This is a genomic window from Marinitoga hydrogenitolerans DSM 16785 (assembly GCF_900129175.1).
In the GTDB taxonomy this organism is placed as follows: domain Bacteria; phylum Thermotogota; class Thermotogae; order Petrotogales; family Petrotogaceae; genus Marinitoga; species Marinitoga hydrogenitolerans.
The window spans coordinates 1-15,388 of record NZ_FQUI01000047.1 but is presented as its reverse complement, the minus strand read 5'-3'; the positions used below and the strand labels follow the sequence as shown (position 1 = coordinate 15,388).

The window sequence follows — 15,388 nt, the reverse complement described above, 5'->3', positions numbered from 1 at the left end:
TTACCTTTTTTCCTCCTATTGGTAAATCCTGAAAGCTTCTTGTGTATTTTGAATGTACTTTATCTGTTTCTTCTCCACATACTGGACATTTTGCTTTTTTCTTTTTTGATTTTACATAAATATATATTGTGTCTTCTTTTATTTCATGTTTTATATACTTTAAACTTTTATCCAGCATTTTTATTATTTCTTTCATTTAGCTCTTCCCTTTCGCTTTTTCTTTTATTTTAACATTTTTATCATTCCTTTGTCAACTTTCTTTGGAAAGAGCCATTAATTTTATGATATAATTATATATAATAAATAGTAATATACAATCTAAAATTATCCATAAACAGTTGTTAGAGTATTTAAAGAGAATTGGGTTAAAAAATGGATGGCTGGTAATATATTCAGATGCAGTAAAAGATTTTGAATATATAACAGAAGAAGAAAATGGAATAAAATTACATCATATATCAAATGAATTAGCAGGATCAATAAATCAACTTGAAATTTTAATTAGTAAGTTTAAAATATAATACGGCTCAGCTGAGTCGTGTTTTTTATAAAAGTGGTATAATATTTAGGATAAAAATAGAAAGGGTGAAATAATGAAGATAGCAATAACAGGAGTAACTGGTTCAATAGGGACACAAACTTTAGATGTTTTAAGATTTTTAAAAAAGAAAAATTTTAATTTTGAATTAGTAGGTATAAGTGCAGGAAAAAATAAAAATAGATTAATTGAAATAATAAAAGAGTTTTCTCCTAAATATGCATCATTGGAATTTGGAGAAATTGAAAAATTCAATGAAACACAGATTTTTATTGGAAAAGATTCAACTATAAAAATGTTAGAAAAAGCAGATCCTGATTTTGTTTTAGTCGCAACAGGAGGATCTGTTGGTATTAAACACACATTAAAAGCAATCGAAATTGCTAAAAGAATAGGATTAGCTAACAAAGAATCAATAGTTTGTGGTGGTGATATGTTATTTGAGTATGCTAAAAAATATAATACTGAAATTATACCAGTAGATAGTGAGCATAGTGCTTTATTTCAATTAGAAAAAGGTGATGTTAAACCTTCAAAAATAATAATTACAGCATCTGGGGGAGCTCTAAGAGATTGGCCATTGAATAAGTTAAACAATGTTACAGTAAAGGATGTTTTAAACCATCCGGTATGGTCAATGGGAAAAAGAATAACTATCGATTCTGCAACGATGGTAAATAAAGGTTTGGAAGTTATAGAAGCTTATTATTTATTTAATTTAAAAAAAGAAAATATAAATGTATTAATAAATAGAAATAGTCATATTCATGCTATAATTGGATATCCAGATGGCGTAATGAAATTTCATTATGGAATTCCAGATATGAAAAATCCAATAGCCTATTCAATTACATATCCAGATAGATTGTATGAATATAAATATCCAGATTTAATCCTAGAGCCAATAATATTTGAAAAAATTGATTATAATAGATATCCATCATTAAAACTGGCATTTGATATTTTGGGGAATCAAAAATTACAGATAGTTTATAATGCTGCAGATGAAATATCAGTTCAAATGTTTTTAAATGGAGAAATTAGATATACAGAAATCTATAAATCAATATATCAAGCAATTGAATATTTTGATAAAAAGAGGATTCAAATAAATAATTTTGATGATATAATCTCACTTGATAATAAAGTAAAGGAATATTTAATTAATTTATATACATTATAGTAACAAAATATCAATACTTTGTATTGAAAATTCCATATGATGGTGTTAGAATAAATTGAAAATGATTTTAGTAGGAGGATTCGAATATGAAAGAAAAACATTGTTCTTTTTGTGGAAGACCAGCAAGTAAAGTTGAAACGTTGATAGCAGGACCAGGTGTATACATATGTAATGAGTGTATAGAATTATTTTCAGATTTAATAGAAGAAGAATATGCAAAAGAAGAGATAAAAAATACTGAGAAGAAGGATAATAAAGAATTACCTACACCTGCTGAGATTAAAGCTGAATTAGATAAATATGTTATTGGGCAGGAATATGCAAAGAAGACGTTATCGGTAGCTGTTTATAATCATTATAAAAGGGTTTTTTACGGAAATGTACATGATGATGTTGAAATTGAGAAATCAAATGTATTAATGATAGGGCCAACAGGTACAGGTAAAACGTTAATGGCAAGAGTTCTTGCTAAAATATTAGGAGTTCCATTTGCTATTGCTGATGCAACTCCATTAACTGAAGCAGGATATGTTGGGGAAGATGTTGAGAATATTATTTTAAGATTACTTCAATCAGCAAATTTTGATGTAAAAAAAGCTCAGATGGGTATAATTTATATAGATGAAATAGATAAAATAACAAGAAAATCACCTAATCCATCTATAACAAGAGATGTATCAGGGGAAGGGGTTCAACAGGCATTATTAAAAATTGTAGAGGGTACTGTTGCTAATGTTCCACCTCAAGGAGGTAGAAAGCATCCATATCAAGAATTTATAAAAGTTGACACTTCCAATATTTTATTCATAGCTGGTGGAGCTTTTGATGGGTTAGATGAAATCATAAAGCAAAGAATCTTAACCACAACTATGGGATTTGGTACAAAAATAAGAGGTAAAAATGAAATGAAATTAGGAGAGATATTGAAAAATGTAACTCAAGATGATCTGGTTCACTTTGGATTAATTCCAGAATTTGTCGGCAGATTCCCTGTAGTTACAACTTTAAGCGACTTAAGTGCAGAAGATTTGGTAAAAATAATAAAAGAGCCAAAAAATGCTATCTTGAAACAGTATAAAAAGATGTTGGAATTAGATGGAATAGAATTAGAATTTACGGATGATGCATTATTAGCATTAGCTGAAAAAGCCTTAGATAGAGGGACAGGAGCAAGAGCCTTAAAAAGTGTATTTGAAGATGTAATGCTTGATATAATGTTTGAGGCACCAAATAAAAAAGGCATAGTTGAAAAAATCATTATTGATGAACAGGTTGTAAAAGGTGTAAAAGAACCTATTATGATTAATCGGGAGAGTGCATAATGGAACCTATAATTTTTTCAATTGAAACATCTTGTGATGAAACAGCAGTTGCTATATTAAAGGGAAAAAATGAAGTATTATCTCATTATGTAGTTTCACAAATAGATACACATAAAATATTTGGTGGAGTTGTTCCTGAAATAGCAGCAAGAAAGCATTTAAATTATTTAAATAATATAACCGAAAAAGCCTTTGAAGAAGCTAAAATAAAATTAGAAGATATATCTGCAATTGCAGTTACATATGGCCCCGGATTAGTCGGGGCTTTGCTTATAGGATTAAATTTTGCAAAAGGATTGGCCTTAAATTTAAATAAACCATTAATAGGGGTAAATCATTTATATGGACATATATACGCAAATTTTTTAGCTTTTCCTGATTTAAAACCGCCATTTTTAGTATTGCTTGTGTCAGGGGGACATACAATGATTTTACATGCAAAAGATTATTTGCATTTTGAAATAATAGGCCAAACGATAGATGATGCAGCAGGTGAAGCCTTTGATAAGGTAGCAAGAATGCTGGATTTAGGCTATCCTGGTGGTCCGAAAATAGATGAGTTGGCTCAAAAAGGAAAACCTATTTATGATTTCCCCAAACCTTTATACCACAAAGGATATGATTTTAGCTTTAGCGGTTTAAAAACATCTTTACTTTATTTTACTAAAAAAAATGATAATTATAAAATAGAAAATGTTGCAGCATCTTTCCAAAAGGCATTAATAGACACATTAATTCATAAAACTATAAAAGTTTCTAAAGATTTAAACGTAAAAGACATAATTATAGCTGGTGGAGTAGCTGCAAATTCATATTTAAGAAAAAAAATAAATGAAGAAAAAATAAAAAATAAGGGATTAAATATATATTTCCCGCCATTAAATTTGTGTACAGATAATGCAGTAATGATTGCAAGAGCTGGGTATGAAAAATATATTAGGAATCAATTTGCAGATTTAAATTTAGATGCAGTTCCAAGTTTGGGGTTGAAAGATATATGTTAAATGGGAAAATTGGTTTAGCTCCAATGGCTGATTATACGGATTTCGCATATAGAGAGATTTGTAGAGAATATGGTGCAGAATTTACATTTACAGAAATGATTAGTATAGAGGCGCTTGTTAGAAATAAAAGTTTTAATATGTTTCCAAAAGAAAGGGAAAAAAATATAGGAATACAACTATTTGGTTCTAATGTGGATAGTTTTATAAAAGCAGGTCTTATTGCGCAGCATTATGGAGATTGGATAGATATTAATGCCGGATGTCCTGTGAAAAAAGTAATAAAAAAAGGAGCTGGCTCAGCCTTATTAAAAGATTTAAATAAATTAGGAGAAATAATAAGAGAATTGAAAAGATTTCTTGATGTTCCTGTTGGAGTAAAGGTTCGACTAGGTTTTGAAGATGACATAGCTGAAAAAATAATAGAAACAATACAAAAGAATAAAGCGGATTATGTAATTGTCCATACCAGAACACAAAAGCAATTGTATTCTGGAAAAGCAAATTGGAAAAGAATTAGAGAATTAAAGAGAATATGTGAAATACCACTTGGCGCAAGTGGCGATATATATACATATAATGATGCAAAAATATTAATGAATAAATATGAAGCTGATTTTGCAATAATTGCAAGAGGAAGTATAGGTAATCCTTGGATATTTTCTAATAAAAATCCTGATATTGATGAAATAAAGAAAACTATATTAAAACATGTAAAATTGATGATAGATGATTACGGAGAAGAAAGAACAATTAGAAGATTTAAAAAAATATTTATTGGATATACAAAAGGTTTGAAGAATGCACGTGAAATAAGGAATCAAATTCCTTATATTAATTCTTATGATGATTTGGAAAAAATAGTAAATGAATTGAACTAATGGTATAGAATTAACGTCACAAATAATAAATTATGAAGGTGTGAGAACATAAAAAAGTTAGGTATATTACAATACCCAAAAAAATTAAGTTTATCAGAAAAGGTATATAATGAATATTTCAAAAAAATAAAATTAGATGCTATTTATGAGGGGATAAATATTGCCCCTCATTATTTTGATTTGGAAATAAATGAGATTCTAAATAATTATTATGGACTTAACATTACAATACCTTTTAAAGAGAAAATATTTAAATATATTTCACCTGTTGATGATGCAATATTTTTAAATGCTGTAAATACTATTTTTAAAGATATTGGGTACAATACTGATTGGATAGGGTTTTATAACTCTATAAAAAAAGAAAAACTTAATGGTAAAATTATTATACTTGGTGCAGGCGGCGCATCAAAAGCTATAATATACGGACTATATAAATTAGGTGTGGACAAAATAACTCTTATTAATAGAACATATGAAAAGGCTATGTATTTAAAAAAACAATTCTTCAAGAAAATTGATATAAATGTTAAGTATTTTGAAAAACTGAATGACGAAGTGGAAGAAGCATCAGTATTTATAAATACAACATCATTAGGAATGTTTGGAGAAAGTATTCCTATAGACTTAACAAAAAAATTAGAACTTATATATGATGTGATATATTTTTATACACCTTTGCAAAGAGAAGCGCAAAATATGGGAATAAAAGTTTTAAATGGGGAAAAAATGTGGTATTTTCAGTCTATTGAAAATCTTAAAATTTGGAATATATATGACTCTAATAAATTTGATGAAATTTTTAATAGTTTAAAATTGTAGAATAAAAAAGTAATATTGATGGTTTTATTATTGGAAAAGTTTAGGAGGTATATATGAATTACTTTATTTCAGGGGATTCTCATGGTTCTGCAATGATTGGTGTATTAACAGGAATTCCGGCAGGAATGAAATTAAATATTGAAAAAATAAATAAAGATTTGTTAAAACGCCAAAGTGGTTATGGTCGTGGAAAAAGAATGAAAATAGAGAATGATAAAGTTAAAATTATTTCAGGACTATGGAAAGGATATACTACGGGAGCACCTATTACAATATTAATTGAAAATAAAGGAAAAAACACAGAAAAAGATATTAGAAGTATTCCAAGACCAGGACATGGAGATTACAGCGCTTATATGAAATATAAACTTCCAGATTTAAATATATATACTGAAAGAAATAGTGCAAGATGGACCGTTGTTTTAACTGCATTAGGTGCCATTGCAAAACAATTTATAGAAAAATTTGGAATAGAGATTTATGGATACGTGAAATCAATAGGTGAAGTTTTATATAATGAAAACAATTTTGATATAAAAAAAATAGAAGAATCTATTGTAAAATGTCCAGATGAAAAAACAACAAAATTGATGACAAAAGAAATAGACTTAGCTAAAAAAGAAGGTATTACATTAGGCGGAAGCGTTAAAATCATAGCTCAAAATATAAAACCAGGCCTTGGTGGATATTCTGATATTTTTGAGAAAATAGATTCGAAAATAGGGAAGTTATTTATGTCTATTCCCTCTGTAAAAGGTTTAATAATAGGGAATGAAGATTTTACACTTTCTGGAAGAGATTATCATGATGAATTTATTTTAGATGGAGATAAAAATATAAGAAGAAAGACCAATAATGCTGGTGGAATAGAAGCAGGAATTACAAATGGTGAAAATATAGAAATAACTGTTTTTTTAAAACCAATTCCAACATTAGCAACTCCTTTAAATTCTGTGGATTTAAAGATTAGAGAAGAAACGAAGGCGCCTTATATACGTTCTGATGTAACGATAATACCTTCAAGTGTTATAATTTTAGAAAATGCTCTTTCTTTAGTACTTGCTGAAAGTATAATTGAAAGATTTGGAAATGATAATATGACTGAATTAATAAGGAGGTACAATAGTGCCAATATATTTAATTGGGATGATGGGTTCTGGGAAAACAACAATAGGTAAGATTTTAAGTAATGTTTTAAATAAAAAATTTATAGATCTTGATGTTGAAATAGAAAAAAGAGAAAGAAAAAAAATTAAAATGATTTTTTCTCAAAACGGCGAAAAATATTTTAGAGATATAGAAACAAAAATTTTAAAGAAAACAGAATCTGAAGATGCTATTATTTCAACAGGTGGAGGAATTATATTAAAAAAAGAAAATAGAGAAATCCTGAAAAAACATAAAACATTTTTTTTATATGTGCCCATTGAAGAATTAATAAAAAGGGTAAATATTGAAAATAGACCTTTATTAAAAGATGGAAAAAATATTTTATTTAAAATCTGGTATGAAAGAAAAGAGCTCTATAATAAATTCGACAAGGTAGATTTAACAAATTTAAATGAATTTGAATCCGCAGCTAAAATTTTATATAAAATTTGTGAAGAAAAAAGTGAAAAGATAGAAAATGACTTTCAAAATGCAATTATTAAAATAACAGGATTAAAGGAATTAAAATCAAAAGAAAATATATTCGTGAGTAAAACAGTTAATAGAATTTACGGAAAAATATTTACAAATCCTTATGTTTTAAACGATGGAGAGAGTATTAAAAATTATGATAATGTGAAAAAAATATATACATATTTGATAAAAAATAAAATAAGCAGAAAAGACACAATATACGGTGTAGGTGGAGGAACAGTCACAGATTTAATAGGATTTGTAGGTTCAACATTTAAAAGAGGTTTAAATATAAAATTTTATCCTACAACTTTATTGGCTCAAGTTGATGCTTCAATAGGAGGAAAAAATGCTGTAAATTTTGAAAATATAAAAAATGCAATAGGAACATTTAAAATTCCTGAAGAGGTTATAATAGATCCATTAACAGTTATTTCGCAAAAAGAAGAAAATTATTTCGAAGGGATAGTAGAGGCGTTTAAAATAGCTATAATAGATGGAAATATTTCTTTGTTTTTAAATAACATAGATAAAATTAAAAGACGTGAATTAAAAACTATAATTGAAATATTGAAATATGCTGTTAAGGTAAAATTAGATATAGTTTCCCAAGATCCATATGATAACAACATAAGAAAAATTCTAAATTTAGGCCATACCTATGGACATGCTTTTGAAAGCTATACCGGAATTTCACATGGACTATCCGTAGGATGGGGGTTATTAAAAGAGGTAGAACTTTCTGAAAAGTTAGGAAATAAAAGCAAGGATTTCAATTTAATAAAAGATTTTATATACAATATCCTTCCATCGGAAATAATAAATATACATTTAGATAAAAACCAAATTTTTAAATATATAATACAGGATAAAAAAATAGAGAAAATAGAGAAAATAGAGATACCGATAATTAAATCTATAGGTAATGTTGATTTGGAAGTAACGATGTTGGAAAGGTTAAGTTAAGAATGAAAAATATAAAGAAATTCATGGGGGTTTTATGATATGATATTAATAGTTAATGGTCCTAACCTTAATATGTTAGGGAAACGCCCGAAAAAAATATATGGAAGCTTTTCATATGAAGATTTGATTGAAGAAATTAAACAATGGTCTATTAAAAGTGGAATACCAGTAGAAGTTTTTCAGTCAAACATTGAAGGTGAAATTATAAATAGGCTTCAAAAAATGAATTTTAAAGGGTTAATAATTAATGCAGGTGCTTATACACACTATAGTTATGCAATTAGAGATGCTCTGGAAATAATAGATATTCCAAAAATCGAATTGCATATTTCTAATATATATAAGAGAGAAGAATTTAGAAATAAAAGTGTAATAGCCCCTGTATGTGATGGACAAATTACAGGGTTAGGACTCGATGGGTATATTCTGGCATTAGAATACCTGAAAAAATTATTATGGAAAGAGGTAGAAAATGGTAAAATTAGAAAAGTTTAGAGAATTAGGTTTATCAGAAGGGACATTAAAAGCATTAAAGAAAAAAGGTTTTGAGGAGCCAACTCCAATTCAAGAAAAAGTAATTCCTCTCTTATTAAAGCAAGATGTGGATATTATTGGTCAAGCTCAAACTGGAACTGGAAAAACCGCAGCATTTGGATTGCCTCTAATTGAAAAATTGAAACCATCTAAAAAAGTGAAGGCATTGATATTAACACCAACAAGAGAGTTAGCAGTACAGGTAGCTGAAGAGATAAACTCTCTAAAAGGTTCTAATAAAATAAATGTATTTCCTATATATGGTGGGCAATCAATTGAGAATCAAATAAGTAGATTAAGAAAAGGCGTTGATATTGTAGTTGGAACACCAGGAAGGGTGCTTGACCATATCAAAAGAAGAACATTAGATCTAAGTCATGTTCGATATTTTATATTAGATGAAGCAGATGAAATGTTGGATATGGGATTTATTGATGATGTTGAAGAAATATTATCCAAGGCGCCTGATAATAGGCAAATATTGTTATTTTCAGCAACCATGCCATCAAGAATAATTTCATTGGCAAAAAGACATATGAAAAATTATAAAATTATTTCAGTAAAACCTGAACAATTAACTACAGAATTAACAGAACAAATATACTTTGAAGTTTCTGAGCAGGATAAGTTCGAAGCATTATGTAGAATAATTGATATTGAACCAGAATTTTATGGTTTAGTATTTTGTAGAACAAAGGTTGATGTTGATACTGTTTCTAACAGGTTAATAGATAGAGGGTATAGTGCAGAAGCATTACATGGAGATTTATCCCAATATCAAAGAGAAAGAATTTTGAAAAAATTTAAATCTAAAAGAGCAAATATACTTGTAGCTACTGATGTTGCAGCAAGAGGTATAGACATTATTGATTTAACTCATGTTATAAATTATTCATTACCTCAGAATCCTGAATCTTATGTCCATAGGATAGGTAGGACTGGGAGAGCAGGTAAAGAAGGAACAGCTATAACTTTTGTAACACCAGAAGAATATAGAAAATTATTGTTTATAAAAAGAATAGCTAAAAGTGAGATAAAAAAGAAACCTATTCCAAAGATTAAAGATGTTATAGAAACAAAAAAATTAAGAATAAAAAGTGAAATAAACAGTATTTTAGAACATAATGCATATGAAAATTATATAAAATTGGCAGAAGAAATGCTTGAAGATAATAAACCAACAGAGGTTTTAGCAGCTGTATTAAAATATGCATTTCAAGATGAACTTGATGAAAGAAACTATCGAGAAATTAGAGAAGTTTCATCTATTGATAAAAAAGGCAAAACAAGGTTATTTGTTGCATTAGGAAGAGATGATGATTTAACTATAGAAAAATTAAAAAATATGATAAAAGAATACACAAACATACAGAATATATATTTAAAGGATGTTAGAATACTCGATAAATTCTCATTTATGACAGTTCCGTTTGAAGAAGCGGAAATTATTTTACAAGCATTTAAAAAGAAAAAGAGAGGCAGAAAGCCTATTATATCAAAAGCAAAAGAAAAAAAGAGAAAGGCGGAATAATATGAAAGCAGAAAAAGGAAATAAAGTTAAAGTACATTACACAGGAACATTAAATGATGGTAGTGTTTTTGATACTTCAATTGGAAGAGAACCTTTAGAATTTGAATTAGGTTCAGGACAGGTTATACCAGGATTTGAAGAAGCTATTATGGGAATGGAAATTGGAGAAAAGAAAACAGTTACAATTCCTTCAAATGAAGCATATGGAGAATATTCTGAAGAAAAAATATTTGAATTACCAAGACAAAGTTTCCCATCAAATATTGATGAAGCTTTAGGTCAAACAGTTCAATTAGGTGATCAATCAGGAAATGTTTTTTTAGCAAAAATTTTAGAAGTTACAGATGAAACAGTAAAAATGGATACCAATCATCCATTAGCAGGAAAAGATTTGACTTTTGAAATTGAACTTATCGAAATTAATTAAATTTTTTGGGAGGAAAGACAATGAAAAAAATTGAGTTGCTTTCCCCTGCTGGTAATATGGAAAAATTAAAAATGGTTTTCCGCTATGGAGCTGATGCAGCTTACCTTGGCGGAAAATTTTTCAATTTGAGAGCATTAGCAGGGAATTTTTCCAATGAAGAAATTATAGAAGCTGTTAAATATGCCCATTCTTTGGGCAAAAAAATTTATGTTACTTTAAATATTATTGCACATAATAATGAAATAGAGAAAGTAGCAGATTATGCAAAATTTTTAGAGTCTGCAGGAGTTGATGCAGTAATTGTAGCTGACTTAGGTGTTTTTAAAGTTGTTAGAGATAACACAAATTTAGAAATAAACGTAAGTACACAAGCAAGTAATACAAACTGGATGAGTGTCAAGGTATGGAAAGAAATGGGTGCGAAAAGAATAATATTAGCTCGAGAACTTTCATTAAAAGAGATTAAACAAATTCGAGAAAAAGTTCCAGATGTAGAATTGGAAGTTTTTATTCATGGCGCAATGTGTATGTCCATATCTGGAAGATGTTTACTTAGTAATTATTTAACTGGAAGAGATGCTAATAGAGGGGCTTGTGCGCAACCTTGCAGATGGAAATACCATTTAGTAGAAGAAAACAGACCTGGTGAATATTATCCTATTTACGAAGATGAAAGAGGAACTTTCATAATGAACTCCAGAGATCTTTATACTATAGAATTTTTGGACCAGATTTTAGATACAGGTATTGATAGTTTAAAGATAGAAGGTAGAATGAAGGGTATATATTATGGAGCTATGGTTACAAAAGTTTATAGAGAAGCCATAGATAAATATTATAAAGGTGAATTTAAATATGAACCTAAATGGATGGAATATTTAAATTCAGTAAGTAATAGGAAATATACAAAAGGTTTTTATTTTGGAAATCCTGGCCCAGAAAGTCAAAATTATGATTCTTCATCATACAACAAAACACATGAAATTGTTGCTAAGGTAATAAAAAAAACCAGGGATAATAAAAGTATTTTAGAAGTACGAAGTAAGGTATCAGTTGGTGAAGAGGTTGAGATAATTAAACCAAAAGGTGATCCTATAAAAGTTATTATGCCAGAAATGATAAAAATGAGAAAAGGTCAAGAAGAAGCAAAGATTGAAACAGCAAATCCTAATTTAATAGTGAAAGTTGATCTTGATTTAGAAGAAATGGATATATTAAGAAAAAAATTGCCCGATTAAGGGCAATTTTTTATAAATGCTCATTGTTAAAAACACGTATCCCTTCAAAAAAGGTGCTTTTTATTTTAAGATCTTTATTTAATAAAACAAGGTTTGCAATATATCCTTCTTTTATTTTTCCTTCATTTTTTACTCCTAAATCTTTTAAAGCATTAAAAGAAGACACTAAAGCTAATTCTTTGAGAGAACAATTTGTAATATCATAGAAATTTCTTATACCATTATCAAAAGTTAAAGTGCTTCCAGCTATTGTCCCATCTTTTAACATAGCTTTTCCCTTATTTACAAAAACATTTAAACCTCCAAGCTCATATTCTCCATCATTTAAATCTGTAGCTGAAATAGAGTCGGTTACAAGTATAATATCTTCTATATTTTTTATTTTGTATATTAATTTTATAAATTCTGGAGAAGAATGGATCATATCAACAATTAATTCAATTTTAAAATTCTCAAGTAATCCAGCACCAATTCCACCAATTTCTCTATGATGCAATCCTTTTATAGCATTTGGAAAGTGACTTATTCTATTTATGCCGTTATTAAATGCTTTTTTAAAAATATAATAATCTCCATTAGAATGTCCCAAAGATATAATTACTTGATGTTCTTTTAAATAAGGAACAACATTAAAGAAATTACCTATTTCAGGAGCCATAGTGATTATTTTTACTTTTTCATTTATTATTTCTTTTAAATCTTCTATTTTTGGCGGGTATATATAATCTTCATTTTGAGCGCCTTTCTTTAATTTATTTATATAAGGACCTTCTAAGTGTATTCCAATAGCGGATAATACAGGTTGAAATTCATTTACTATATTTTTTAATTGTTTTCTGGAAGCAGATACTGTTGTAGGGTAAAATCTTGTAACTCCATGAGAAAAGTTTATTTCAGCCCATTTTTTTAATTCTTCTTTTGTTAAATGCATGAAATCTATACCCATATAACCATGAGTATGAGTATCAACAAAACCCGGCATTAGAATATAGTTATATTCTGTATTTCTTTTTATTATTTTTTCAATCTTATTGTTAGATATAATTACATCTCCTGTATATTCACCATCAATAGGATCTGCAATTAAGACATTTTCAATTTTCATAAAATCATCACCATTTTTTTAATCCAATATCACAGATTTACTTAAATTTCTTGGCTGATCAGGATTATAATCTTCAATTAAAGCTTTTTTATAACCGAGATATTGCGGAATTATCATTTTTAATGGGGATTCAAATCCATTATTATATGGAATAATTATATCACCATTTTTACCTATAAATATTACTTTAGCACCCATAGTTTTTAATTCTTCCGCAAGTTTTAATTCCTCTTCTGTATCCTTTGAATTAACTATTATAAGTGAATGATTGGTTAAAGTAGATTTTGGTCCATGTCTGTATTCTAAAGGTTCATGGAATTCAACATTTTGTATAGCCATTTCTTGTATTTTTAATGTTCCTTCTTTTGAAACACCATATTGTTCATTAAAGCCAAGAAATACAAAATGATTATATTTAAATAAATCAATTGAATCTACATAATTTTTAATTTCTAACAGGAGTTTTTTAGAATCTTCTGATAGATCAGTATATTTAATACCATTTAATAAAAAGTTGAGTATGAAAACAAAAGAGCCTGTCATTACCACACTTTCTTCATTAGCGAAGTCAAAAACAAATGTTTCATCACATATTTTAGTTAAAGAAGAATCAGGAGTACAGGTTATACCGATGGTATTAATGTTTCTTTTTTTAAAATTATCAACAGCTTTTACTGTTTCTGTAGATTCACCTGTTCTTGATAAGAATATGGCAACATCTGTTTCAGGAATTGTGTCAAAAACTATTACTTCACCTCCTGAAAGTACATTTGAATGATAACCATATATTTTCAGCATTTTAGTGGTTATTAATCCAAGGTTATATGAAGAGCCACAGCCAATAAAGGTGTATTTTTTGTTTTTATTATATGTTATTTTATAATTCTTTGCTTCTTTTAACAATTCAGGTATTCTATTTATTTCTTTTATTGTTTTTTTCCCGATCATTTTTTTATAACTCCTTATAATATTTCTAAAATATTGTTTTTTCTTATTTTAATATTTTTAATGCTTCATAGAGAAATGAGGTTTTTTCAAGAGCTTTTTTGCATTTTTCTTTTGGTTTTTCAGATAAAATCATTAAGATTGCAAGTTTTACGTTGTGATCAGCATTTTTTAAATATTTTTTCGATTCTTCAAAATCGACACTAGTTATTTCTGATATCATTTTTATTGCTCTCTTTTCTAATTTTTCATTTAAAATTTGAACATCAACCATATAATTACCATATGTTTTTCCTAATTTTATCATTGTAGTAGTACTTATCATGTTTAAAATAATCTTTTGTGATGTTCCAGCTTTCATTCTGGTACTCCCTGTAATAACTTCGGGTCCTGTATTAAGTGAAATAGTGATATCAGCAAAATCTATTTCTGGATTTTTGACATTACATATAAGTGCAGTTTTACACCCAATTTTTCTGGCTTTTTCTAAAATTCCTTTTACATACGGTGTTCTCCCACTTGCTGCAATTCCGATAACTGTATCGTTTTTTTTCGGGTTTATTGAAAGAAAATCCTTTATTCCATCTTCAATATTATCTTCAACTGATTCAATAGATCTAAAAAAAGCTTTTTTCCCACCTGCCAATAGAGGTAAAAAAGTACCTTCTTCCACACCAAATGTTGGAACTGTTTCAACGGCATCGATCACAGCAATTCTTCCACTAGTCCCAGCACCACAGTATATAATTCTTCCATTATTATTTAAAGATTCTATGCAAAATTTAATTACTTCTTCTATTTTCTTTAAATTTTCTGCAATAGCAACTGGAATAATTGCATCTTCCTGATTGATTAAACGAAGAATATCTATTATTTCAAGATTATCAATATTTTTAGTTTTTGGATTTGATAATTCTGTTTCTAATTTTTCTAACATATTATCCTCCTTTTCCATATTGATATAATACCATCTTCAAAAATTCTAAAACCCTATTGTTTACAATACTTTCATATTATCTTTTTAAGAGGTTTGCCTCCCTGGTGTATAATACAATTAGTTAAATTATCGTTTAATTCGGTAAAATTAAACTATACACTTTTACAGGGAGGTTAAACCATGAGTAATAATCCTAAACAATTTTATCTCGATTTTGTCTATGATGAATATATGAAATCTAATTCTTCTTTTGCTTATATCCTTACCATTTTTGATTATATTGACTGGTCTCTTGTTCCTGAGATTTTAAATCATGCTGCGCAAGCTGCATGATT

At 28.0% G+C, this 15,388-nt stretch carries 17 protein-coding genes; 13 read left to right on the top strand and 4 right to left on the bottom strand.

Annotated features, from left to right (window positions below):
• The coding region (locus BUA62_RS09990; protein WP_143148365.1) for a transposase family protein at positions 1-196 on the bottom strand (196 nt) is incomplete at its 3' end.
• Between the two features lie 142 nt (positions 197-338).
• On the opposite strand from BUA62_RS09990, the gene BUA62_RS09985 reads away from it, so the two are divergent.
• From BUA62_RS09985 to BUA62_RS09930, 12 genes are all read left to right on the top strand, one after another.
• Positions 339-521 carry a hypothetical protein gene (locus BUA62_RS09985; protein ID WP_072865911.1) on the top strand — a complete coding sequence of 61 codons (183 nt, stop codon included), beginning with the start codon at positions 339-341 and terminating at the stop codon, positions 519-521.
• Positions 522-593: 72 nt separating this feature from the next.
• The gene (gene dxr, locus BUA62_RS09980; RefSeq protein WP_072865910.1) at positions 594-1,721 is read left to right on the top strand and encodes a 1-deoxy-D-xylulose-5-phosphate reductoisomerase; all 1,128 of its coding nucleotides are present in this window, start codon (positions 594-596) and stop codon (positions 1,719-1,721) included.
• Between the two features lie 86 nt (positions 1,722-1,807).
• Entirely contained in the window at positions 1,808-3,043 is a 1,236-nt protein-coding gene (gene clpX, locus BUA62_RS09975; RefSeq protein WP_072865909.1) for an ATP-dependent Clp protease ATP-binding subunit ClpX, read from the top strand.
• Entirely contained in the window at positions 3,043-4,047 is a 1,005-nt protein-coding gene (tsaD, locus tag BUA62_RS09970; protein ID WP_072865908.1) for a tRNA (adenosine(37)-N6)-threonylcarbamoyltransferase complex transferase subunit TsaD, read from the top strand. The genes clpX and tsaD overlap by 1 nt, the downstream gene beginning before the upstream one ends.
• Entirely contained in the window at positions 4,041-4,925 is an 885-nt protein-coding gene (locus BUA62_RS09965; RefSeq protein ID WP_072865907.1) for a tRNA dihydrouridine synthase, read from the top strand. Before tsaD ends, BUA62_RS09965 begins: the two co-directional genes overlap by 7 nt.
• Positions 4,926-4,973: 48 nt before the next feature.
• Positions 4,974-5,747, top strand: a complete 774-nt coding sequence (locus BUA62_RS09960; protein ID WP_072865906.1) for a shikimate dehydrogenase family protein — start codon at positions 4,974-4,976, stop codon at positions 5,745-5,747.
• A 53-nt stretch (positions 5,748-5,800) separates the two neighbouring features.
• Entirely contained in the window at positions 5,801-6,925 is a 1,125-nt protein-coding gene (gene aroC / locus BUA62_RS09955; RefSeq protein WP_072865905.1) for a chorismate synthase, read from the top strand.
• Entirely contained in the window at positions 6,873-8,336 is a 1,464-nt protein-coding gene (locus tag BUA62_RS09950) for a shikimate kinase (RefSeq protein ID WP_072865904.1), read from the top strand. Before aroC ends, BUA62_RS09950 begins: the two co-directional genes overlap by 53 nt.
• Before the next feature lie 39 nt (positions 8,337-8,375).
• Positions 8,376-8,831, top strand: a complete 456-nt coding sequence (gene aroQ, locus BUA62_RS09945; RefSeq protein WP_072865903.1) for a type II 3-dehydroquinate dehydratase — start codon at positions 8,376-8,378, stop codon at positions 8,829-8,831.
• On the top strand, positions 8,809-10,401 hold the full coding sequence (locus BUA62_RS09940) for a DEAD/DEAH box helicase (protein ID WP_072865902.1): 1,593 nt from the start codon (positions 8,809-8,811) through the stop codon (positions 10,399-10,401). Before aroQ ends, BUA62_RS09940 begins: the two co-directional genes overlap by 23 nt.
• Position 10,402: 1 nt before the next feature.
• On the top strand, positions 10,403-10,828 hold the full coding sequence (locus tag BUA62_RS09935) for an FKBP-type peptidyl-prolyl cis-trans isomerase (protein ID WP_072865901.1): 426 nt from the start codon (positions 10,403-10,405) through the stop codon (positions 10,826-10,828).
• A 20-nt stretch (positions 10,829-10,848) separates the two neighbouring features.
• Positions 10,849-12,066 carry a peptidase U32 family protein gene (locus BUA62_RS09930; RefSeq protein ID WP_072865900.1) on the top strand — a complete coding sequence of 406 codons (1,218 nt, stop codon included), beginning with the start codon at positions 10,849-10,851 and terminating at the stop codon, positions 12,064-12,066.
• A gap of 10 nt (positions 12,067-12,076) precedes the next feature.
• On the opposite strand, the gene nagA is transcribed toward BUA62_RS09930, so the two are convergent.
• From nagA to murQ, 3 genes are read right to left on the bottom strand one after another with little or no spacing between them, the layout of a single operon-like run.
• Complete coding sequence (gene nagA / locus BUA62_RS09925; protein ID WP_072865899.1) at positions 12,077-13,171, bottom strand: N-acetylglucosamine-6-phosphate deacetylase; 1,095 nt, start codon at positions 13,169-13,171, stop codon at positions 12,077-12,079.
• An 18-nt stretch (positions 13,172-13,189) separates the two neighbouring features.
• On the bottom strand, positions 13,190-14,119 hold the full coding sequence (locus tag BUA62_RS09920; RefSeq protein WP_072865898.1) for an SIS domain-containing protein: 930 nt from the start codon (positions 14,117-14,119) through the stop codon (positions 13,190-13,192).
• A 43-nt stretch (positions 14,120-14,162) separates the two neighbouring features.
• Complete coding sequence (murQ, locus tag BUA62_RS09915; protein ID WP_072865897.1) at positions 14,163-15,053, bottom strand: N-acetylmuramic acid 6-phosphate etherase; 891 nt, start codon at positions 15,051-15,053, stop codon at positions 14,163-14,165.
• A 180-nt stretch (positions 15,054-15,233) separates the two neighbouring features.
• Here murQ and BUA62_RS11565 point away from each other — a divergent pair, with 180 nt between their 5' ends.
• Positions 15,234-15,386, top strand: a complete 153-nt coding sequence (locus tag BUA62_RS11565) for a hypothetical protein (protein WP_159429518.1) — start codon at positions 15,234-15,236, stop codon at positions 15,384-15,386.
• Positions 15,387-15,388 lie beyond the last annotated feature (2 nt).